The organism is Spirosoma daeguense, assembly GCF_054776875.1.
Genome location: NZ_BAAHBF010000002.1, coordinates 896,601 through 919,488, shown reverse-complemented (window position 1 = coordinate 919,488; position 22,888 = coordinate 896,601). Strand labels below are relative to the sequence as shown.

The following is a 22,888-nucleotide window of genomic DNA, read 5'->3' as shown; positions in this document are numbered from 1 at the left end:
ATATTGAATTGGCAAATACGTAGCTGAGCCAATAACTTCGGCAATTCCTTCCGACCTCACTAATCCATTGGATGAAAAATAATCCCCGCATTCTCACCGCCTGGACGTTCTACGACTGGGCAAACTCGGTGCATTCGCTCGTTATAGTATCGAGTATTTTTCCTGTCTATTTCTCGGCCACTGCTCTGAATGAAGCAGGCGGGCCAGTAATAGACTTTCTGGGAATTTCAATAAAAAATTCGGTCCTGTTTTCGTATACCATCTCATTTGCCTTTCTGTTCACGGCTCTTTTATCACCTATCTGTACGGCTATTGCCGATTATAGCGGCCGAAAAAAAACATTCATGAAGGTGTTTTGCTACACAGGAGCCGTCAGTTGTAGTTTACTCTATTTTTTCGTTCAGGAAACCACTACGTTCGCTGTTATCTGCTTCTGGATCAGTCTGATTGGCTGGAGTGGGAGTATCGTATTCTATAATTCCTACCTGCCCGATATTGCCACCGAAGATCAGTATGACCGGGTAAGTGCCCGTGGTTTTTCGATGGGGTATCTGGGTAGCGTACTGCTGATGATTTTCAACCTGCTCGTGATTCTGAAACGGGAATGGTTCGGTAATATATCCGAAGGTATGGCGTCGCGATTGGCCTTTCTGACAGTAGGTGTCTGGTGGATTGTTTTTGCCCAGATTCCATTCAGTCGCTTGCCCGACGGGGTAAGAAAGGCAACGGGAAAAGCCGAAAACTATCTATTGAATGGCTTTAAAGAACTTCGCCATGTCTGGGCTGATTTACAGGAACGCCCACTGGCCAAACGATTTCTGATTTCCTTTTTTGTGTATAATATGGCCGTTCAGACAGTAATGTACGTAGCCACTATTTTCGGGAGCGACGAGCTTAGGCTTCCCGGCCAAAGCCTGATTATCACCATTTTGCTGATTCAATTGGTTGCTATTCCGGGAGCTTATGGTTTTTCGCGCCTGTCGGAACGTATCGGTAATACGTATGCCCTGATGGTGGCCGTCTGCATCTGGATTTTCGTTTGTGCGGCTGCGTACTACGTTCAGACGGAGACTCAGTTTTTTGTGCTGGCGGCTGTTGTTGGGTTGGTTATGGGTGGCATTCAATCACTTTCACGTTCAACGTATTCTAAACTCATTCCGGCCACAACCGACACCGCTTCCTATTTTAGTTTTTACGACGTAACCGAAAAAACATCTATCGTATTTGGTACGCTGGTTTACGGATTAATTGAGCAACTAACGGGAAGTATGCGAAATTCAGTGCTGGCTTTACTGGTTTTATTTGTGATTGGATTTTTGCTGCTTTGGCGTATTCCTTCGCAAAAAATCTACCACACCCATTTGGAAAAAGAGGAAGTTTTGTAAGTTTGCAATCCCTTAGGGGAATGAGTAATGCACAATGATTAATGGATATAAAGACAATCATTATTCATTTTCAATTATGCATTAGTTGAAGGAGGTTAGCTCAGTTGGTTCAGAGCGCTGCTTTGACAGAGCAGAGGTCAGCGGTTCGAGCCCGCTACTTCCTACCAAAAAGGGCTGATTACATGAATGTGTAGTCAGCCCTTCTTTTTGCTCATCTTTTGGAGCACATCAGCTTAAGAAAAGAATTTGTTGCTGCACATACGCATCCTGCCCAATAGCAGCATCGACTAATTTGTCTGTTAATATCGAAAATCTAAAGACTAGTTGCCCTATTTTAGTAAGGTTACTTTATTATTTCTTCACCGGTTTGGCCGACATGTAAAAAGTCAATTTACCACCTTTCAGAATCTCGCTGTGCGTAATGACGGGCTGGGTGAGGGGCTTGCCATTGAGTAACACCTCCTGCACATATACATTTTTTGCGCTCTGATTGATGGCTTCAACAGTAAACGTCTGGCCATTTTCGAGCTGAAGTTTCGCGCTTTTCACCGATGGGCTTCCTAACGCATACTCTTCCGAACCGGGTGCAACCGGATAAAAGCCCATCGACGAGAACATATACCACGCGCTCATCTGACCGCAATCGTCGTTGCCGCCCAAGCCATCGGGCGTGGGTTTGTATTGCATGTTGAGAATCATGCGGATACGCTCCTGCGTTTTCCACGGCTGACCAGCCCAGTTGTATAGATATGCTACGTGGTGAGCGGGTTCGTTGCCATGAATGTAGCCGCCAATGATACCTTCGCGTGTGATGTCTTCGGTTTCGGCGAAAAACTTATCGGGCAGATTCATGGCAAACAACGTATCGAGCCGGGTAGCAAATTTCTTAGAACCACCCATAAACTGCACCAACGTAGCAGGGTCTTGCGGAACAAAGAAACTGAAGTTCCAGGAGTTACCTTCGATAAAGCCCTGTCCATGCGTGCTCAATATGTCGAACTCTTGTTTGAACGTACCGTCGGTGAGCCGTGGCCGCATGAAATTGATAGACTTGTCATACACGTTTTTCCAGTTTTCGGCCCGCTTCTGGTACGTAGCATACACGTCCTGACGGCCTAATTTTTTCGCCAGTTGGGCAATGCACCAATCATCGTAAGCATATTCCAGCGTATTCGAAACCGAGTTGCTATTCGCCGATGCCGGTACGTATCCTTTGTCGATATAGTCGCCAATTCCTTCGTAATCACGGTGATTCGACGTAGCAATACAAGCATCCAACGCTTTCTGAGCATCGCCTTTAAAAACGCCTTTGATGATGGCATCGGCCAGAACCGATACGCTGTGATAACCACTCATGCACCAGTTGTCGTTGGCGTAGTGCGACCAGATGGGCAGCATTTTCAACGTACTCTGATCATAATGCGTCAGCATCGAATGCACCATATCGTTGTTGCGGGATGGCTGTATCAGGTTGAAAAACGGGTGTAGTGCCCGATAGGTATCCCAAAGCGAAAACGTCGTGTAGTTCGTAAACCCGTTGGCCTTATGAACGTCCTGATCCAGCCCTTTATACTGGCCATTTGTGTCCATATACGTCGTTGGATTGACGAATGTATGATACAACGACGTGTAGAAATTTACCTTGTCGTTATCCGAAGCGTCGATCTGAATTTTGTTTAACTCCTGATTCCAGACCGCCTGTGCCTGCGTTTTTACCCGATCAAAATCCCAGTGCGGTACTTCGGCACGCATATTGGCGAGGGCATTTTCCTGACTTACTGGCGAAATCGCCATTTTTAGTTTCACTTTCTCACCTTCCTGCGTATCGAAATCGAAATACATCCGAAGCTTTTTGCCTGCCAGTTCAGGAAAATTCTTTGTCTGGTCAAATTTCCGCCAGAACCCTTTGTACACCTGTGGTTTATCGTCACTCTTTTGGCCGTAAGATTTAAACGGTTTTGAGAAGGATAGCGCAAAATAAACGGTTCTTGTACGGGCCCAGCCGTTGGTTTGCCGATAACCCGTTATCAACGTATCGTTTACAACCCGAACATAGGTCCAGACCACTTTATCGTCGTAATTGTAAATGCCATGAGTTAGGTCGAGAATAATATGCGACTGATCGGATTTAGGAAACGTATACTGGTGAAAACCAACCCGGTTCGAGGCTGTCAGCTCGGCCAGAATATTATGATCATCGAGTTTGACTTTGTAGTAACCCGCTTCGGCAACCTCGTTTGCGTGTGAAAACGCGGACCGATAACCGCTTTTCGGATTCGATTCTGTACCCGGATTGAGCTGCAACGCGCCCTGCGTAGGCATAATCAGAAAATCGCCGAGGTCGGAATGGCCCGTTCCGCTGAAATGGGTATGGCTAAAACCAACAATGGTTTTGTTTTCGTATTTGTAGCCTGCACAGTATTTATAGACATCGCCGTTGTACTTTCCATTGAATTCGTATGACAACGTATCGGAATCCGGACTGAGCTGAACCGCTCCAAATGGTACGGTAGCGCCCGGAAATGTGTGCCCCATTTTTTCGGTACCAATCATGGGATGGACGTAAGGCACCAGATTTTGTTGAGCAAAAGAAAGAAAACTAAAGAACAGCAGAAGAAGGGTATATGTAATCTTGGTCATTTGATTAGGATTGAAAGCGAAAAACTACGAAAAGCTTTCGGAAGCACATGACTCCTCGGCTGAAAATTGTCATTTTGATGCCATTTGTAATCAAATGATGCAAAAGCGCGTTATATTGCTATCAAATGAGTCTAATTAGATTCGTTTTTTAACGATAATTCACATGACAGTCAATACATCACTTAGCCCGCTTCAACTAATCGACCGTTCACGGCAGGGGCTGGCGGGGGCCGAAACAGGTAAAGTAGCTGGACTATTGGGTGTTACTGATAAAGAAATGGCTCGGCTGATCAACCAATCTGTGGCAACATTTCACCGGCAGGTTCGTTTGTCGCATCTGGATGCACCAACGTCTGAACGACTCTTGCTGCTAACTCGACTGGCTACGTATGGCGAAACCGTTTTTCAGGACAAAGGCAAGTTTACACGCTGGCTCCGACGTCCATTGCAGCTACTGGATAATCAGTCGCCATTGGACCTGATGGATAGTTCAACAGGGATTCAATTGGTTGAAGATATTCTAGGGCGGATCGAATACGGCGTTTTTAGTTAATGGCAACGAAAGTATATCGAATCCAGACTAACACGCATCGAGATTCCATACTAGATGGCATCGGTGCGCAATTACATGGAGGACGGTGGAATGTACGGGGTCGCCCGATGGTCTATACCGCTACAACTCCTGAATTGTGTTTTCTCGAATATATGGTTCATTTGGATGGAACTCCCCTTGCTGATTTGCCGCCTTTAATTTTGTGCGAAATAGAAATTCCTGATGCGTCAATTACATGGCTTGACGCAAAAGAGTTACCGGTTGGTTGGAATAATCCACACGTAACACCAACTGGATTACCCCAATTTATGGATACTCAGTTTCGTCTGCATGGTACGTTGTGTATCGCATTGCCGTCGGCGGTAGTGTCCCTATCGCCATCACGCAACGTATTACTTGATCCATTGCATCCGTTACGAGCAGAATGTCAGGTAATACGAATTGAACCGTATCCGATTGATCCGCGATTGCCAACCGCTACGTAGCCATAAATTGTGCCGTTTATAATAATCGTTAACCCCTGTGCGAAATCGCGAAAATGTGTGCGAAGTCGCACATTTTTTTTGTAGTATAGTTTGTAACGCATTGATACGTAGTAGTTTGCCTCTGGCACGTCGTTTGGCTTATTCTGTGTGAACTCATACACAGAAAATGGATAAAGAACTGGCACCGGACGTAGTAAATCGTAGTCGTAGCAAAAACTGGCTTATTGGTGCCACGGTTGTTGCTACGTTGCTGGGAGGCATATTCTGGATGCGGGTTGCCTTGAAAACGTCCGTTGAAGCCAGCCGGATTCGGATGGCAACGGCAGAGATTGGCCCAGTCGAAAATTCGCTCAGTGCAACGGGCGAGGTCATCCCCGCTTTCGAACAAGTCATCACTAGCCCCATTCGAGCCAGCATCCGGCGTGTATTACTCACGCCCGGTACGTCAGTAAAACCCGGTCAGCCAATTCTGGATCTCGACAAATCGCTGACAGAAATTGAACTGGAAAAACTCAATGACCAGCTTGCACTGAAACGTAACGGCATCGATCAGTTACGGATGAAGTTGAACAAGAGTCTTTACGACGCTGAAGTCAACGATCAGATCAAACTGCTAAATATCAATAAACTAAAAGCCGATCTGGAAGGAGTACGTCGCCTGCAAAAAGTTGGCGGGAATACAGTCGAAGACGTAACACGTGCCGAAAATGCGCTGCGTGTGGCCGAACTGGAAAAGAAACAGTTAGAAAATGATCTGACCTACAACCGTCAGTCGATGGGAGCGAGTCTTCGCGAAACAACACTACAGGCACAGATTGAAGAAAAGAACCAGAAAGAACTGCACCGCAAGCTCAAACTCGCCGACATCGTGGCCGACCGGCCAGGTGTGCTGACGTGGGTAAATGAAAATGTTGGTTCGGCAGTAAGCGAAGGTGAAATGCTGGCCAAACTCGCCGATCTCGCTAGTTTCCGGGTCGAAGGTTCCTGTTCTGATGTATATGCCGAACAAGTAAAAGTCGGTTTATCGGTAATTGTCAAAGTAAACGCTTCAAATCTACGTGGTACGATTACGCAGGTAAAACCGGCCGTGAAAAATGGTGTAATCCAGTTTGTTATTCAATTGGAAAACAACCGACACGCATCACTACGTCCGAATATGAAAGCCGACGTATTTGTTGTTACCGACAACGTAGCGAAGGCTGTTCGCGTAGCAAATGGGCCAACGTTTAAAGGGAAAAAGAGCCAGTACATATATATACTGCCAAAGGGAAGCAACGTAGCACATCGGCGGGAAATCACGGTAGGGCTTTCGAATTTCGATTTTGTTGAAATTAAGAAAGGCGTTCAGGCGGGCGAACAGGTTATCCTGACCGATCTGAGTGAATTCGAGAATCTGGACGAAATTACGATAGAGCCGAAAACAAACCGTTAACCGTTATGAACCGTCTCTATCTTTTCCTGATTGGTTTCCTGACAATGAGTCAAACGTTGGCGCAGACGCAGCGGATGACGTTATCGGAGGTGTTGCAACTGGCACAGAATCAGTCGGTAGCGGCAAAACGGGCGCACACGCAGCAACGTACCAACATTTGGTCGTATCGGTCGTTTCTGGCGCAGTTCAAGCCGCAACTTAGTCTGGACGGTACGTTGCCAAACTTTACCCGCTCGTATGTGCAGGTGATTCAGCCCGACGGAAACATCCAGTTTGAACCTGTTTCGTACAATAATTCCATTCTGAACCTGTCGCTGAGTCAGACCATTGCCCCAACGGGCGGAACTATTTTTGTGCAGAAGCAGCTTCAACGGTTCGATAATTTCATCCAGAATAACACCCTTTACAACGGCATTCCGTTTGGTATTGGCCTGAGTCAGCCGCTGTTTCAGTTTAATCCGATGCGGTGGGATCGGAAAATTCAGCCGCTTCTGTTTGCCGAAGGAAGTCAGCAACTGATCGAAAATCTGGAACAGGTTTCGGTAACGGCCACTACGTTGTATTTCGATTTGCTAGTGGCGCAGGTGAATCTGCAAATTGCCGAAACCAACCGGGCCAATAACGATACGTTATACCGTATTGCGCTCCACCGGCTCGACCTTGGCAAAATATCGCAAAACGATTTACTCCAACTGCAACTGAGCGTATTGAATGCCGAAAAAGATCTGGCTTCGGCGCAGCAAACGGCGGCAGTGTCGTCGCTGAAGCTGAAAACGTTTATTGGCTATCGGGAAGATGCCAACAACCAGACACGGCTCTTCGAACTGACAATTCCGAATCAGATTCCAGTATTTGCCGTCGATGTGAAGCGGGCATTAGATGAAGCCACGGCTAACCGGTCGGCAGCAATTGGGTTCCGCAGACGATTGATGGAAGCGAGCCGCGATTTGGGAAAAGCGCGTCAGAATAACGGACTGAATGCTACGTTGCTGGCGGGTTACGGCTTGTCGAATCAGGGACCGAGACTAGGTGATGTTTATGTAAATCCACAGAATCGGGAGTACGTATCGTTGCAGTTTACGCTGCCTATCATGACCTGGGGCCGGGCGAAGGCAATTGTCGAAACTGCCAAAGCGAATCAGGAGCTGACGCAGCAGACGGTAGAACAGGATAAACTGACGTTTGAGCAGGAAATATTTACACAGGTTACGCTTTTGCAAATGCTACGCCAACAAGTAACACTCACAGCCAAAGCAGACCAGATTGCCCAGAGTCGTTACCAGATTGCGCAGGATCGGTTCAAGCTCAGCGACCTGAGCGTAACGGATTTAGGTATTGCCATTCAGGATAAAGATCGCGCCCGTCGCGATGCTATTCTGGCGCTACGTGACTATTGGCAGGCGTATTATACGCTCCGTTTATTGACTTTATACGATTTTGAAAATAACCAGAAAATAAAATAGCATAGGGCGAAGGGGGAAGGGCAGAGGGTGACTTAAACGCAACCCCATGCTCCATGCTCCACGCCCTCTACCCAACGCTAATTATGATACATCTCAAAAACATCGAAAAAGTGTACCGGACCAGCACTATCGAGACGCTGGCACTGAACAACATCAACCTCGACATTAAGAAGGGGGAGTTTATTTCTATCATGGGGCCATCGGGCTGTGGTAAAAGCACGCTGCTGAACGTAATAGGATTGCTTGATCAACCATCGAAAGGTACAGTGGAGCTTGATGGACAAGCTGTTATGCAGTATCGTGACAAAGATCTTGCCCGGCTCCGTAACCAGAAAATCGGCTTCATTTTTCAGAGTTTCCACTTGATCAATGACCTGTCGGTTCTCGATAACGTAGAGATTCCGCTGCTATACCGGGCCACCAATGGCAAACCGCGTCAGGAATATGCCAAAGAAGCACTGACAAAAGTTGGGCTAGGTAACCGGATGAAACATTTTCCGAAACAACTGTCGGGCGGACAGAAACAACGGGTGGCTATTGCCCGAGCCATTGTCGGAAACCCGGATATTATTCTGGCTGATGAACCAACCGGCAACCTCGACAGTGCAATGGGCAACGAAATCATGAACATTCTGCAACAGCTCAACGAGGAAGGCACCACCATTGTGATGGTTACGCACGACGAACAAATGGCCAAACGCACACACCGATTAATTCGCTTATTCGACGGAACGCAGGTATTATAAAGAGTGAAATCGGACCGCCGAAGCGGAGCGAAAGGATGAATGAGCGAAAAGCAACAGCACATTCTTCTTCAGCGCTCTTTCACTCTTTCACCCTTTCGCTCTTTAAATTATGCTACTGAACTATATAAAAATCGCCTGGAAGGTATTACTGCGGCATCCGTTCTACACCTTCATTACGCTCTTCGGCATTAGTCTTACGCTCACGGTGCTGATGGTGCTAACGTCTTTTCTCGACCATCTTTTAGGAACGCATTATCCGGAAGTGAACCGGGATCGTTCGCTCTATATCATGAATATGAGGCAGCGAGATTCGGCTCAGACAGGTCAGAGTTCTGGGCCGATGAGTTTTAAGTTTTTGAGCGATTTTGCCAAAACGCTCAAAACGCCCGAACGTGTTTCGATCTCAACCATGATCAATACGTCGAATGCGTATGTTGGTTCGCAGAAAATAAAATTGAATACCAAATTTACCGATGCCGATTTCTGGCACGTAATGAGATTCGAATTTCTGGAAGGGAAGCCTTACAATGAGCAGAATATCGCCAATGGCGACTATGTAGTGGTGATTAACGATGATCTGAAAAAACAATATTTTGGGGTTACAGATGAGTCGGTCGTGGGCAAATCCATCGACGTTGAAAATATCAATTACAAGATCATTGGCGTGGTGAAAGGAAGTCCTGCAACGCGCCCATTTACGTATGCCGATGTTTATTTTCCCTACACTTCCCCCAAAAGTAATTACCAGCGCAGCGGTTTTCGGGGAGGTTTTGTCAGTATTGTACTCGCCAAACAAAAAGCAGATTTTGCGGCCATTCAGGACGAGTTTCAAAGCCGTGTTGGTCGGATTCCGTTGCCCGCAGAAGATAATGGCTGGAAATTCCATTCTCTGGAAGTAAAAGCGGTTCCCTACGCCGAAAATTTTCTGGGAATGATCCTGGATGGGGGGCCTGGGTTAAAAGTAGTTTTCTGGGGCGTTATTTCCTTTGTTTTGTTTATGCTGATGGGTCTGCCTGCCATTAATCTGGTCAATATCAACGTAAGTCGAATTATGGAGCGGGCATCAGAAATCGGAATTCGCAAAGCCTTCGGTGCCCCCGTTCAAACCCTGGTCTGGCAGTTTATTGTCGAGAATATTTTCATTACGTTCATCGGAGGAGCCATTGCCTTGCTACTGTCGGTGATAGTGATTCATTTTATTAACAGCAGTGGCTGGATTGCCTACGCCGACCTGACAATCAATCTGAGCGTGTTTCTAATCAGTCTATTTGTATGCCTGATTTTTGGGTTTCTGTCGGGCGTACTCCCCGCACTACGTATGTCGAAACTAACCATTGCCGAAGCACTCAAATCGTAAAGAGCGAAAGGGTGAAAGTGCGAATAGCTGGCGCTCTCTATTTTTCACTCAATCGCTCATTCACTCGTTCACTCTTTAATTATGCTACGTCATCTGTTTAAACTTATTTGGAACAAGAAGAAAGCGCATATGCTTCTCATCGTAGAGATATGGGCTTCGTTTATGGTACTGTTTGGTCTGGCTACCCTTATGGTGGTGAATGTCGGTAATTACCGTCAACCGCTTGGCTTCACGTATGAGAAAGTCTGGGCCGTGGGCCTGAATAATAATGAGGATACTACCGACGTAGCAGAGAAGCTACAACGAATTGTAGGGCGATTGAAAGCGTATCCTGAAGTTGAGTCTGTGTCACGAATGGGAAATAACTTTCCGTTTTCGGCGAGTCAGACAAACAATGGCATTGAGTTCAATAAGCGAAACGTAATGTCTGATCATTATATGACCGACGAGGACTTTGCCAAAACGCTAGATATCGCCGTTGTTGATGGAAGATGGTATCGAAATGCCGACAGCATCGGTAAATACAAGCCCATTGTTATTAATCAGAAAGCAAAGGAAGAACTTTTTGGTACCGAAAATCCATTAGGAAAAATTGTCAGCAACGACTTAAAAGTAATGGGCGTGATTGATAATTTTAAATCAAAGGGCGAGTTTATGGCGAATAAACCCGCTTATTTTGAACTGGTAAAAGTTAGCGATTCGTGGAATAATACAATTCTGATTAAGACAAAGCCAGGAACTGATGCTGTATTTGAGGCCAAAGTGGTGAAAGATATTGCATCGATGGCGAAAGGCTGGAGCGTAGAAGTTGATTATCTGACCGATTCGCGCAAAAATCAGCATAATCTGGTGCTTGTGCCTGTAATCATTGCGTCTATTATCTCAATTTTTCTGCTCATCAACGTAGCACTTGGCTTGTTCGGCGTATTAAATCTGAGCATTGCCAAACGCCGTGGCGAAATCGGCTTACGGCGGGCTATCGGTGCTACGGGTAGCGGCATATCAACCCAGTTTGTGGGCGAAATTTGGGTACTTGCTACGTTCGCGATGTTAATCGGCCTGCTGTTTGCCGCTCAATTCCCGTTATTAAACGTATTCGATTTGTCGTCGGGCATCTACGTAACGGCTATTCTGATTGCTATTGCCGTCATCTACGGAATTGTTACGTTGTGCGCCCTGTTCCCAAGCCGACAAGCTGCCCTGATTCAACCCGCCACCGCCTTGCATGAAGAGTAGAGACGCAATACCTTGCGTCTCCGCGTCTCCAGTGCGCCAGCAATAGTTGACATCAGCAACGGTATATATTCGTTTAGCTTACCCTCATGCAAAGTAACCAAAAACTATCCGGGCAGGAGACGCAACGTATTGCGTCTCTACTGATCATTGACGACGATATTGCCATTCAGACTTCGCTCTCTTTACTCTTTCGGAAAGAAGGGTTTGCTGTGCGTGTGGCCGATGGGCCGTTCGAGACGTTTGAGGTACTGGCCGAAGAAACGCCCGATGTGATTCTGCTGGATATGAATTTCTCGGTTGATACGTCGGGCGATGATGGATTGCGATTACTACGTCGGATTCGGGAGCAGTTGCCCAGCGTACCGGTTATTCTGATTACCGGGTGGGGGAGTATCGATCTGGCGGTTGACGGAATGAAAGCCGGAGCGAAGGATTTTATTACAAAACCGTGGCAGAACGATCATATCGTTCAGTCGGTACGCACTGCGCTGAATCTGGCGCAAACCACGCCCGCATCGCCAAATCGCCGAAAGCTCGACCAGCAATTTCAATTTGAGAATATCGTTGGAGAAGACACAAAACTGCTTGATATTCTAACTACTATTGGTCGGGTAGCGCCCACCGATGCACCGGTGCTGATTACGGGCGAAAGTGGTACGGGAAAAGAACTCATTGCTGAAGCCATTCACCAGAACAGCCGCCGAAAACGACAGGCATTTGTGAAGGTTAACCTCGGTGGTATTTCCAGTACATTGTTCGAGAGTGAACTGTTTGGCCACGTTCGCGGTGCGTTTACCGATGCAAAAACGGATCGTATTGGCCGGTTTGAACTGGCGAACAAAGGCTCTATTTTTCTCGACGAAATCGGCGATCTCGATCCAGCGAGTCAGGTCAAATTGCTACGTGTGTTGCAGGATCGAACGTTTGAGCCGCTGGGAAGCAGTAAATCCAGAACGGTGGATGTGCGGGTTATCTGCGCCACCAACCGAAATCTGGAAGAAATGGTCAGCAGAGGACAGTTTCGCGAAGATCTGTTCTACCGCATCAACCTTATTACGGTACGATTGCCCGCCCTCCGCGAACGACCCGGCGATATTCCATTGCTGGTAAATTATTTTGTCAACAACCTGAAAACCATTTATAATCGACCTGATTTGAGCGTGAGTCCAACGGCGCAGAAATGGTTGAAAAATCTGGCGCTACCCGGCAATATCCGCCAGCTAAAAAACGTAGTGGAACGTACCGTTTTGTTATCGCCCAACGACGAACTCCAGCCCGACGATTTTGAACGTAATATCAGCATTCCCATGCAAACCGTTCCTTCCGCGCAATCCATGCCCGATGTTGGTATGATGACGTTGGAGGAAATGGAATTTCAGATGATTCAACGCGCAATGGCCTTTCACCAGAACCGCGTAGCCAGAGTAGCACGAGCACTGGGCATCACCCGTTTTGCACTCTACCGACGATTAGAGAAATTTGGAATCTCGTATGAAGATGTGTAGAGCTTAGGGCGTGGGGCACAGGGTGGAGGAATAGCATGTATTGTTGCCCTAAGCCCCATGCCCTAAGCTCTTCACCCACCAACCCCATGCACGTCAACTTCCGCACTCGCTATCTGCTTTATATTATCGCTATTCACATAGCTATAGCTAGTTTATTATTTATGGTTTTGCGGGAGGACAAGCTCGTTTTTATTGCCAGTGAAGCTGGGTTGGTCATTTCCATTATTGTTGCCATCAGCATTTACCGGCAGTTTCAGCAACCTTCTGAATTCATTGCGTCGGGAATCGAAGCCATTCGGGATAAGGATTTTACCGTCAAATTTGTGCCGACGGGCAATCAGGAAGTTGATGAATTGATAACGGTGTATAACCTCATGATCGACCAACTTCGGCAGGAACGCACCAGGCAGGTTGAGCAGCAGTTTTTTCTGGAAAAACTCGTTGAAGCCGCACCCATTGCCATCCTGATTTTCGATCTGGATGGACGTATTGCGTCTATTAACCCAAGAGCCACCCAACTCTTATCGGTACAGGCTAACGACGTAGTAGGCAAATACCTCGACCAGATTGGTTTTTCGTTACTGGCACAAATGGCCGATTTAGCCGACGGTGATTCGCGGGTTATGAAGCCCAACGGTATTGAAACCTTCAAAGTGCTACGTTCCAATTTTATGGATCGGGGTTTCCGGCGGTCGTTTCTGATCATAGAAGAGTTGACGCCCGAAATTCTGGCCACCGAAAAGAAAGCCTATAGCAAAGTAATTCGGATGATGGCGCACGAGGTCAATAATTCGATTGGTGCCGTCAACTCCATTCTCGACGTAACAACATCTTACGTAGCAGAACCCGATGTACAGCACGCACTTAAAGTTGCCATTGAACGTAACGACCGATTGAACCGGTTCATGCGTCGATTTGCCGACGTAGTGCGTTTACCACTCCCGCAAAAACAACTTGCCGATGTCAATCCGATTGCCGATAACGTAGTGCGACTGATGCAGCAACAGGCTGAAATGGTGGGCGTTACGTTGGTTCTGGCTACTGACTCCGAAAATAAACAACAAGTCGATGTAGAGCAGTTGGAGCAAGTTTTGGTGAACGTAGTAAAAAACGCAATCGAAGCCTGTAAATCCGGTGATCGAGTGGAAGTGATTGCTCAGGCCAAAACGCTGCTCATTCGCGATAATGGCAAACCCATTCCTGAAGAAACGACAGCTAACATTTTCAACCCATTCTATAGTACCAAACCCGATGGGCAGGGGATTGGCTTAACCGTTGCCCGCGAAATTCTGATGAATCACGGCTTTGCGTTCTCCCTAAAAACCCAACCCAACGGCTGGACTGAGTTTCTGATCGAGTTTACTACGTAATATCGATGTGTTTGGACGATGTTTTCTGTAAAATAGATGTGTACCGTCTGGCCTGATTCTTGTACATCTTGTTGGTGAGTTATACAATGAAATCTATGAAAATACGGCTATACGTTTTGGCTTTGGTAGGAGTTATTTTGTTCGGTTGTGGCAAGGGACCTGAGCCTAATCCTGATTTAGCAGCAACCCTTGAAGGAATATACAATATAACCCAAGTTAAGCAGGGGAGTTCGGTACTAAATCTGCCGTCAAATGGGCAAACAGCTTCTATTGCGTTCACTCGTCAGTCAACGCATTCGGCAACGATCAACTTTGTTATAAAACAGGGAACAGCAGTAACGGGAGAACAGGCTGGTACGGTTTATATGTCTGGTACAACAACCAATATCGATTTATACAGTGAACAGGCACGTAGCACTAAAATTGGCACAGCCACAAAATCGTCGATTTCAATAACTATGTCAACCAGTAGCGTTGTGACAACCATTGAAGGAAGCCGTTAAATGCCTGTTAACGTTAGCGATATAGCCATTTCGCTACTAATCGGACGTAGCGGGGCATTATGACAAAGGTCATGAGTCCGACAATAATCAGGCTTGTCAACAACGGCTTCACGAAAGGAACAGACAAGAAGGGTATTGCCGACGAAATGGGTGAAAGCAGCCAAGGAATCAGCAGCGATAGCGGAAAAATGGCCGACCATGTAATCAGGAATTGCTTATAGGAAGGGGCCGTTTTGTTGCTTTTGGGCGGAGTGAACCAAAACTCAAGCCCGGTTTTAATGTCGATTTTCTCGTCTGTGTTTAATAGGGGACGTACTTGATTGATCAACTGCTTCCGTAAATCACTATCCAGCCAATTTCGTAGGTTCGTTTCCGACGAAAAATGAAGCACAATGGTGTATTCGTCGCTGTTGCCGTGTGGCCTGATTACGTTTACACCCCGGTGTCCCGGTGAAGCCTGCGCTGCCGGAACAATCTCCTTTAGCCAGTTTTCATAAGCTGGAATCTGATTTTTATAAGGTCGATGGATAATAATTGTAGTAACGGCACTATCAATTTCTACGGCGATATTCGTGGGCATAACAGATGTTGATTGAGCCTGATTGTAGGTTTACTACTACGATATTGCAAGTTCTGATTAATGAGTTGAAATCCATTTCAAACCAAGTAAGAAAATGACTGGTTAAGGTTGTATTAAAATGGGGTTAAAATACTTTATTTGCTAAGCTTCTCCCAATACAGCCTCTCATGTCTAAACTTTCCTTCCCCGAACTCCCTCATCAACTCCCTGTCGAACAGCTTTTTCAGGATTTGGATGTTAAACCCAAAACGGGTTTATCGGCCAGCGAAGCACGTTCCCGATCAGACGAATTTGGTCCTAATGCGTTGCAGGAAGCCAAACAGGAAAGTGTATTGATGATGCTGCTACGTCAGTTTACAGGCGTAATCGTCTACATTCTGGTCGCAGCGGCAGGTATCTCGTTTTTCCTGGGTGATACCGTCGAAGGGTTTGCCATTATCGCTGTGTTGCTGATCAATGCCATAACAGGTTTCGTGCTCGAATGGAATGCCCGTCAGTCGATGGATGCGTTGCGGAAGCTCGACACTACGCCCACCCGCGTCCTACGTGATGGGCGCGTTCGGGAAATTTCATCCGATGAAGTAACGATTGGTGATGTATTGATCGTTGAAGCAGGTGATCTGGTTGCAGCAGATGCTAATCTTTTCGAAGTCAACCAATTGCAGGTCGATGAGTCGGCGTTGACGGGGGAGTCGTTGCCCGTTGATAAAAATACGGACGTAGTCAATAAAGACGCGCCACTGGGTGATCAGCACAATCGCTTGTTTAAAGGAACAGCCGTAACGGCGGGAAATGGTCGGGCCATTGTAACTGGTATCGGGCAACAGACCGAACTGGGCAAAATTGCTACGTTGGTTGAAGAAGCCGAACGCTCGGCTACACCGCTGGAAGAAAAACTGGACGCGCTGGCAAAAGTGCTTATTTGGGTTACGGTTGGGCTAGCCGCTTTGTTTCTGGCAGTCGGTTTTATTCGTGGCGAAGAACCGCTTCGGTTAATTGAAACGGCGTTGGCGTTGGCTATTGCAGCAATTCCCGAGGGAATGTCGGTGGTCGCGACCATTGCGTTGGCGTATGGTATGCTACGTCTGGCCGAGAAAAAAGTGATTGTAAAACGACTATCGGCTGTTGAAACGCTGGGCGGAACCAACGTAATATTCACGGACAAAACCGGTACGTTGACCCAGAATCGTATTGAGGTCAATACCGTTCAGTTGATCGATCAGTCGGCGGAAGTAGAAGCTGATGTGGACGCTAAAAAACTGAACGTAGTAGACGGCGATCAGACTATTGCCGAAGATGATACGTTCCAGAAACTGGTACTGATTGGGGTTTTGTGCAATAATGCCGATTATGACGTAGTAGACGGGCAGGCCAAGGAAGTTGGTGACCCGGTGGAGGTTTCCTTGTTGAAATTTGCCATCGCTGCCGGACAAAACCCGGATGACATACATCAGGACTATCCGCGCAAAGCCGAAAAAGCGTTCAGCTCCGATACGCGGATAATGGGTACGCTGCACGAGCACGACGAACGCTACGTAGTGGCCGTAAAAGGAGCCGCCGAAGAAGTAATGAAACGCGATAAGTCGTTGGATGAAAAAGCACGGAAAACGCAGTACGATATTTCCGAAAAAATGGCCGCCGATGGACTTCGAACGCTGGCGTTTGCGTATCGTGAATTCGATAAAAAAGCAAAACCCGGCAACGACTTTGCCGACCATGACCTAACATACCTCGGCCTAATTGGTTTTCTTGACCCACCGCGTACCGAAGTGACGCCTTCGCTCGAGGCCTGCCGTCGGGCCGGTATAAAGGTGATTATGGTTACCGGCGATCATCCGGCTACGGCACTGACCATTGCATCGAAAGTGAAACTAGTTGAAGCTGGTGAAGAAATCGTATTGACCGGGAAAGACCTGAAACCCATTGCTGAACTTTCGGCCGATGAGAAAAAGAAATTGATGGAATGCCGGGTATTTGCGCGGGTCAGTCCAGCCCAGAAATTGGATATGATTGATCTGTATCAGCAGGAAGGAGATATTGTGGGCATGACTGGCGATGGGGTTAACGATGCTCCCGCGCTCAAAAAATCGGACATTGGTATTGCCATGGGACTACGTGGTACGCAGGTTGCCGCCGAAACCGCCGATATGGTGCTGAAAGATGATTCGTTTTCGTCGATAGTGGCCGCTATTGCGCAGGGACGGGTGATTTTCGAGAACATCCGCAAGTTCGTGCTGTTTCTGCTATCGTGTAATCTGAGCGAAATTTTTGTGGTTACGTTTGCCGGTTTTCTAAACGTAGGTACGCCATTGTTACCGCTGCAAATTCTGTTTATCAACATCGTAACTGATGTGTTTCCGGCGCTGGCACTTGGCGTTGGTCGCGAAAATGCAAGCCTGATGGAGCAGCCTCCCCGCGATCCGAAAACGCCAATCATGGACACCCGCGATTGGCGAACGGTGGTTATTTACGCCCTCTCATTGACCATTGCAGTATTAGGCGTTTTTATCATTGGCACCCGTTACTTAGGACTGAGTCAGGACGAAGGAAACAATCTGACGTTTTACGCTCTTTCATTCGCGCAGTTGATGCACGTCTTCAATCTGCACTCGGAGAAATCGTTTTTTGTGAACGAAATCACACGAAACCGCTACGTTTGGTACGCCATTGGGCTCTGTATTGCTATTCTGGCGTTTACGTACTACGTGCCATTGCTGCACGACGTATTGAATATTCAGCCAATGACAACCACCGAGTTTGGTTTAATTCTGGTCGCTGGTGTCGTTCCGGTTATCCTGACGCAATTTGTTCGTATTGTAACCGGAGCATTTAAGTAACATCGTGAATTATAGCTAAGCCGTCGTATAGCTGACGCCAGAAGTTTTGACACAGAGAGGCCCGGAGTTCAAAAAGAGATACGCAGAGGGATATTTTATTCTCCGTGCATCTCTTTTGAACTCCGGGCCTCTCTGTGTCAAAACCTTACTCAACGTTTAACTAGTAGCGCACTCTATTCGCGAAAAGGCTGGCTAAATAGATCGAGAAGATTGGAAAGTCCATCATGCGAGTGAATGGAATTGGTTTGCTCCATCGTCATTTTGGCCATTTCCGATGCGCGGACACGCATTTGGCCTTCGTAGGCTGAAATGGCGGTTTGCAGGTCAGAGAATGCTTCGTTCGTTAGGCAATCACTTAGTTCCAGCGCATCCAGCATGGCCATATTTACGCCTTCACCCGCATACGGTGGCATCAAGTGTGCTGCATCGCCCAGCATGGTGAGGTTCGGTAAAGCTTCCCAGCTTTGATCAAATGGCATGAAATATTGCGGACGAGGAATAAATGGAACGCTGACTTTCTCGAACAACTCCGACCAAACGGGCGACCAATCTGTAAATTCTCCCTGAAACCAGGCCAGAACCTGTTTCTTATCCGAGAAATCAATGCCGCTGGTTTGTGCCCAATTTTCGTCGGTATTACAACCTGTGTAAAAGACCAGACTACCATCGCCTTTTGAGCTAACAATCAATGATTTTCCATCGCTAAGGGCGAATATCTTTCCGCCATTCAGGAGTTTATGAACGTTGGGAACGGTTTTCTCTGAATCGTAAACGGAGCCTTCAACGATCGTGATACCCGAATAAAACGGTTTTATGGACGTAATAAACGGGCGGATTTTCGAATTAGCCCCATCGGCGGCAACTACTAAATCGGCAAGGGCAGATGTGCCGTTTGAAAACGTTAGTTGCCAGCCAGTACCAGCGGGCGTAACCGAAACCAACTGACTATTCCAGACAATTGTTTCTGGCTGTAACGAGTCGATGAGCAGTTTACGTAGTGGGCCACGGTCTATTTCGGGTCGGAATAATTCGTCCGAATCTCCTTTGTAGGCGTCGTCATACAGAATGGTTGCGGTTTTGTCTGTAACCCGCGTTTTGTCGGCACCCGGTCGATAGTTGGCTCTGAACGCATCCATTAATCCAGCTCTACGTAGTGCTTCCAGCCCTGATTCTACATGTAAATCTAACGTAGCGCCCTGTACTCTGGCATCTTTAGTAAGGTCTCGTTCATAGACTGTTACGTCGGCCCCAGTTTGTTGTAGGAGTCGGGCGAGGGTTAATCCGCCGGGGCCACCGCCCACAATGGCGATCTTTTTGTTGGTAATTGGATTCATTGGTTTTGTCGTTTGAGAGTATTCAGATGTTAAACAAGCATACCTTTGATTACTACGTTGCAGCAGTCTGCAACCATTTTTTCGGTAATAATCTGTTTCGGTCGATTCTGGTGGTCGAAGTATTCATTGACCAGTTCCAGAACCGGCGAAAACAACAGTGCTCGATACACATCATTCGGGAATTTCTTGATCGTTCCTTGGGTCGCGTGGTGTTTTAAAAAGCGATGGATAGGGGCGAAAAATTGGCCTTCCTTGATATTATTTTCCTGAAACGCCTTGTTCAATAAGGGCGACGATTTGCCGTACTGTACCAGCGCGAATGCCTGCCGGTTGTTTTTAAAGTAATGGAAAATATTAAGCCATATCTGCTTTACACCAGCTGCAAAATCCATGGTTTCTGTAACGTTATGGATTGTGACTTTTTCATAAGCACCTAATACATCGTGGATATAGAGCGTAATCAGCAGATCGTCTTTATTCTCGTATTTCAGATAAATCGTGCGGGGCGATACGTTGGCGGCTTTTGCTAGTTTCTGCATACTCAAATTTTCCAGACCTTCTTCGGCTATGATCTGAAGCGCCAGATCACGGATGGCTTCTTCTTTGGCGATGTTCTTTGGTCTCATATCTTCACGGAGATGAATATGCTTATCAAATAGAAATTAATAAGTAAACGTTCATTTACTAAAAGATTTTTTTTACCTCATATTGATGAATGAGGTATGGGTTTGTCAATCAGATATTTGGACGTCTGGTTTTTTTAGACAGACGTCAAATCGGTAAATTAGAGCCGGGGAAACAAGTCGATAGTTCTATAAACTTAGCTGAATAATGGTTTTTGATGCGATTGTTGTGGGGTTGGGTGCAATGGGAAGTGCCGCGCTGTATCAGCTCTCAAAGCAGACGTCTAACGTATTGGGAATCGATCAGTTTGCGCCACCTCATACGCTAGGCTCAACCCACGGCGATACGCGAATTACACGGCAGGCTATTGGCGAAGGCGCTCATTTTGTGCCGCTGGCGCTACGTTCCTATGAAATCTGGCGCGAACTCGAACGGCTTTCCGGCGAACAGCTCCTGACCATCACCGGCGGCCTTTTTGTGGGCGAACGAGATTCGTCGGTGCTGACACGTAACAAACCCGGCTGGCTCACAACCACCCTTCAGGCGGCTGAACAGTTTGGTATAGCGCATCATATTCTTGAGTCAGATGCACTACGTCGTGAGTTTCCCCAATTTCGGTTTCAGTCGAATGATATTGGTTATTATGAGGAAGAAGCTGGATTCCTCAGACCCGAACGCTGTGTAGCGGTTCAGCTTGAACAGGCTCGCCGAAATGGTGCGTCCATAAATACCCATGAGCGAATGATAGCTTATTCGGAAACCAAAACGGGTATTACCATTCAAACAAATAGGGCAACGTATCAAACCCGAAAACTGATTCTGACCACGGGCGCATGGATTACGGAATCGCTACGGAATACGTCCTACGAAAACATGCTTCGGGTTTATCGACAGGTTTTGTACTGGTTTGCTATTCAAGGTGATTATGCTCAGTATGAAAAGCTACCCGTTTTTATCTTAAATGATCGGGGTGTTTATGGATTTCCGGCAGTAAATGGGCCAGAAGGAGGACTCAAAGTTGCTACCGAAACCTATGCCGTCACTACGTTGCCAGGCGAGGTTGATCGAACCGTTTCGGCGAATGAACAGCAGATTATGTATGAGCAATACGTAGTGCCCAATTTTGTGGGCATTGGTCCTGAATGCGTAAAATCAGCGGTTTGTTTATATACCATGACGCCCAATGGTGATTTTGTTATCGACCATCATCCCGATAACGTCAATGTTTTGCTGGCGTCGGCCTGTTCAGGGCATGGGTTCAAACATTCGGCAGCGGTGGGCCAGATTCTGGCCGAACTAACCCTTCAGGGCCATACTAACTTTATGATTGAGCCTTTTCGACTGACTAGCTTTGACGGATACTACTAAAGTTGGGGGGCATTGCTTAAGTTGGGTATAAAAGCCAATATTCATGCAACAAGCCGCCCTATGAGGGGCTTTTAGAGTTTACGCTTGCCGCCGATGTAAGCCAGATTGGACGCCAAGGTTGGGCAAATTAAGCTGTTAAGTTGCTCAGGTTGACATGAGTTAGTAACTGATTATTTGTTGCTGATTGACAACAAGCATACCGACATCTTGGGCTAACAACTCTTCCAGCATGGCCCAACGAGTTTCCAGAAAAGCGGTTAATTCCCGATTACGTATGTTACCTAAGCGCAGATAAATCAGCCGGGGTGGTGCCCCTTTGAGAAAAAATACATCGGGAAAATCGGAGTCTTTAGTAACAATAATTCGCTCTTCTTGTAGGGCTATTTGGGCTATGTCTGTATCCTGCAATAGATGACCTTCTGGAAAGTGGGTCGTATGAATAGCATCCGCGCCCTTCCAGCGCAGGTAGGTTGCCAGCATAGGAGGTAGCTGTGTATCGACCAGAAACTTGAGCACAGGCAATTAAGATGCTAATGGCAGTACTACGATACTCCGGGCATTGGCAATATGAGCTGCATATAGTAACGCGGCCTGAATATCAGCTTCTTCCAGATAGGGATAGTCAGCCAAAATTTCTTGATGGGTCATGCCCGCAGCCAGTAGTTCGAGTAGTTGGGCCACCGTGAAGCGCATATTGCGCAGGGTTGGCTTACCTTGACTAACCGCAGGGTTGAGCGTGACACGAGCCAGAAGATTTTCCATCATGAACGAACGTTTCCACGAAGCTACAACTTTTTGGCTTTTCATTGTTGTTTAGTAATAAGTGGCAGCTTGTCCCCTTACTTCCCGAACAATCCACATCATATTCTACTTTTACTTATGCTGACCGTATTTTAGGAAAGCGACGCTCCGTGTCAATTATGAAAACTGCCTTTTTTCGAGCTTTGAGTTTGTTGCTACTGCAAGTACTTTTCGTCAATCAACTGTTTGCTCAGCAGGAATTTGACGTTCGAAAAGTGCGTTGGGGCTTTTCACCGAAACAGGTAAGAGAAGCCGAATCGATTAAACCAACTTCGGTGAAAAAAGAAAAGATCACCTACGCTCAGGTTCCATTGGCCGACCGGATGGTGGGGCTTGAGTATGAATTCAATGGCGATTCGCTCCTGTCGGCAAACTATTTTTACTACGTACGACCAAGCATTCCAGAAGCCGAGGTAAAACAGGCAGCCATTGATTTAGCCGCACTGATAACCGATAAATACGGCAAAGGGAAAACCGAGCAGGTTGGCGAGCTTCAAACCGTCAACTGGCAAACTCCACGAACGCAAATTCGGCTGGCACTCGGTAATTCTGATAGAGGCTGGTCATTAGAAATTATGTACTTATGTGCGGTCTGTTCGGGCGATCCAAAAGACGCAGAACTGGCAAAAAAAAGCTGGAAACCGCTCAAAGAAGTTCAGGATTTATAAA

General features: G+C 46.9%; 20 protein-coding genes and 1 tRNA gene. 15 read left to right on the top strand and 6 right to left on the bottom strand.

Going from position 1 to position 22,888, the window contains the following annotated elements; genetic code table 11:
• Positions 1 to 71: 71 nt before the first annotated feature.
• Positions 72 to 1,385, top strand: coding sequence for an MFS transporter (locus ACYVD4_RS08625; protein ID WP_460944452.1), 1,314 nt, complete (start codon positions 72 to 74; stop codon positions 1,383 to 1,385).
• 89 nt (positions 1,386 to 1,474) lie between these two features.
• A tRNA-Val gene (locus tag ACYVD4_RS08620) sits at positions 1,475 to 1,552 on the top strand.
• A gap of 184 nt (positions 1,553 to 1,736) precedes the next feature.
• On the opposite strand, the gene ACYVD4_RS08615 is transcribed toward ACYVD4_RS08620, so the two are convergent.
• Positions 1,737 to 4,025, bottom strand: a complete 2,289-nt coding sequence (locus ACYVD4_RS08615) for a GH92 family glycosyl hydrolase (RefSeq protein ID WP_460944450.1) — start codon at positions 4,023 to 4,025, stop codon at positions 1,737 to 1,739.
• A gap of 163 nt (positions 4,026 to 4,188) precedes the next feature.
• Between ACYVD4_RS08615 and parS the strand changes: the two genes are divergently transcribed.
• The 10 genes from parS (at position 4,189) to ACYVD4_RS08565 (ending at position 14,675) form a co-directional block, all read left to right on the top strand.
• On the top strand, positions 4,189 to 4,578 hold the full coding sequence (gene parS / locus ACYVD4_RS08610; protein ID WP_460944448.1) for a type II RES/Xre toxin-antitoxin system antitoxin: 390 nt from the start codon (positions 4,189 to 4,191) through the stop codon (positions 4,576 to 4,578).
• The gene (locus ACYVD4_RS08605; protein ID WP_460944446.1) at positions 4,578 to 5,063 is read left to right on the top strand and encodes an RES family NAD+ phosphorylase; all 486 of its coding nucleotides are present in this window, start codon (positions 4,578 to 4,580) and stop codon (positions 5,061 to 5,063) included. The genes parS and ACYVD4_RS08605 overlap by 1 nt, the downstream gene beginning before the upstream one ends.
• A 166-nt stretch (positions 5,064 to 5,229) precedes the next feature.
• Entirely contained in the window at positions 5,230 to 6,495 is a 1,266-nt protein-coding gene (locus ACYVD4_RS08600) for an efflux RND transporter periplasmic adaptor subunit (RefSeq protein ID WP_460944443.1), read from the top strand.
• 5 nt (positions 6,496 to 6,500) lie between these two features.
• Positions 6,501 to 7,958 carry a TolC family protein gene (locus tag ACYVD4_RS08595; RefSeq protein ID WP_460944441.1) on the top strand — a complete coding sequence of 486 codons (1,458 nt, stop codon included), beginning with the start codon at positions 6,501 to 6,503 and terminating at the stop codon, positions 7,956 to 7,958.
• Between the two features lie 83 nt (positions 7,959 to 8,041).
• Positions 8,042 to 8,704: an ABC transporter ATP-binding protein gene (locus tag ACYVD4_RS08590; RefSeq protein ID WP_460944439.1), complete on the top strand. Its 663-nt coding sequence runs from the start codon at positions 8,042 to 8,044 to the stop codon at positions 8,702 to 8,704.
• Between the two features lie 109 nt (positions 8,705 to 8,813).
• Positions 8,814 to 10,061 (top strand): ABC transporter permease, encoded by a 1,248-nt coding sequence (locus ACYVD4_RS08585; protein ID WP_460944437.1) that lies wholly within the window; start codon positions 8,814 to 8,816, stop codon positions 10,059 to 10,061.
• An 81-nt stretch (positions 10,062 to 10,142) separates the two neighbouring features.
• Positions 10,143 to 11,297 carry an ABC transporter permease gene (locus ACYVD4_RS08580; protein WP_460944435.1) on the top strand — a complete coding sequence of 385 codons (1,155 nt, stop codon included), beginning with the start codon at positions 10,143 to 10,145 and terminating at the stop codon, positions 11,295 to 11,297.
• 86 nt (positions 11,298 to 11,383) lie between these two features.
• Positions 11,384 to 12,802: a sigma-54-dependent transcriptional regulator gene (locus tag ACYVD4_RS08575; protein WP_460944433.1), complete on the top strand. Its 1,419-nt coding sequence runs from the start codon at positions 11,384 to 11,386 to the stop codon at positions 12,800 to 12,802.
• Positions 12,803 to 12,888: 86 nt separating this feature from the next.
• Positions 12,889 to 14,172: a sensor histidine kinase gene (locus ACYVD4_RS08570; RefSeq protein WP_460944431.1), complete on the top strand. Its 1,284-nt coding sequence runs from the start codon at positions 12,889 to 12,891 to the stop codon at positions 14,170 to 14,172.
• Positions 14,173 to 14,267: 95 nt separating this feature from the next.
• Positions 14,268 to 14,675 (top strand): hypothetical protein, encoded by a 408-nt coding sequence (locus tag ACYVD4_RS08565; protein ID WP_460944429.1) that lies wholly within the window; start codon positions 14,268 to 14,270, stop codon positions 14,673 to 14,675.
• A 13-nt stretch (positions 14,676 to 14,688) separates the two neighbouring features.
• Here the strand turns inward: ACYVD4_RS08565 and ACYVD4_RS08560 are convergent, their stop codons facing one another.
• On the bottom strand, positions 14,689 to 15,255 hold the full coding sequence (locus tag ACYVD4_RS08560; RefSeq protein WP_460944427.1) for an antibiotic biosynthesis monooxygenase: 567 nt from the start codon (positions 15,253 to 15,255) through the stop codon (positions 14,689 to 14,691).
• Positions 15,256 to 15,422: 167 nt separating this feature from the next.
• Here ACYVD4_RS08560 and ACYVD4_RS08555 point away from each other — a divergent pair, with 167 nt between their 5' ends.
• Positions 15,423 to 18,092, top strand: a complete 2,670-nt coding sequence (locus tag ACYVD4_RS08555; protein WP_460944425.1) for a cation-translocating P-type ATPase — start codon at positions 15,423 to 15,425, stop codon at positions 18,090 to 18,092.
• A gap of 173 nt (positions 18,093 to 18,265) precedes the next feature.
• On the opposite strand, the gene ACYVD4_RS08550 is transcribed toward ACYVD4_RS08555, so the two are convergent.
• Together ACYVD4_RS08550 and ACYVD4_RS08545 are read right to left on the bottom strand one after the other, a co-directional pair.
• Positions 18,266 to 19,426 (bottom strand): FAD-dependent oxidoreductase, encoded by a 1,161-nt coding sequence (locus tag ACYVD4_RS08550; protein WP_460944423.1) that lies wholly within the window; start codon positions 19,424 to 19,426, stop codon positions 18,266 to 18,268.
• Between the two features lie 29 nt (positions 19,427 to 19,455).
• Positions 19,456 to 20,052: a TetR/AcrR family transcriptional regulator gene (locus ACYVD4_RS08545; RefSeq protein WP_460944421.1), complete on the bottom strand. Its 597-nt coding sequence runs from the start codon at positions 20,050 to 20,052 to the stop codon at positions 19,456 to 19,458.
• 205 nt (positions 20,053 to 20,257) lie between these two features.
• Here ACYVD4_RS08545 and solA point away from each other — a divergent pair, with 205 nt between their 5' ends.
• A complete protein-coding gene (gene solA, locus ACYVD4_RS08540; protein ID WP_460944419.1) occupies positions 20,258 to 21,418 on the top strand; it encodes an N-methyl-L-tryptophan oxidase in 1,161 nt (386 codons plus the stop codon).
• A gap of 159 nt (positions 21,419 to 21,577) precedes the next feature.
• On the opposite strand, the gene ACYVD4_RS08535 is transcribed toward solA, so the two are convergent.
• Together ACYVD4_RS08535 and ACYVD4_RS08530 are read right to left on the bottom strand one after the other, a co-directional pair.
• Positions 21,578 to 21,934, bottom strand: a complete 357-nt coding sequence (locus ACYVD4_RS08535) for a DUF5615 family PIN-like protein (RefSeq protein ID WP_460944417.1) — start codon at positions 21,932 to 21,934, stop codon at positions 21,578 to 21,580.
• Between the two features lie 6 nt (positions 21,935 to 21,940).
• The gene (locus ACYVD4_RS08530; RefSeq protein WP_460944415.1) at positions 21,941 to 22,225 is read right to left on the bottom strand and encodes a DUF433 domain-containing protein; all 285 of its coding nucleotides are present in this window, start codon (positions 22,223 to 22,225) and stop codon (positions 21,941 to 21,943) included.
• 113 nt (positions 22,226 to 22,338) lie between these two features.
• On the opposite strand from ACYVD4_RS08530, the gene ACYVD4_RS08525 reads away from it, so the two are divergent.
• Complete coding sequence (locus ACYVD4_RS08525; RefSeq protein WP_460944413.1) at positions 22,339 to 22,887, top strand: hypothetical protein; 549 nt, start codon at positions 22,339 to 22,341, stop codon at positions 22,885 to 22,887.
• Position 22,888: the final 1 nt, after the last annotated feature.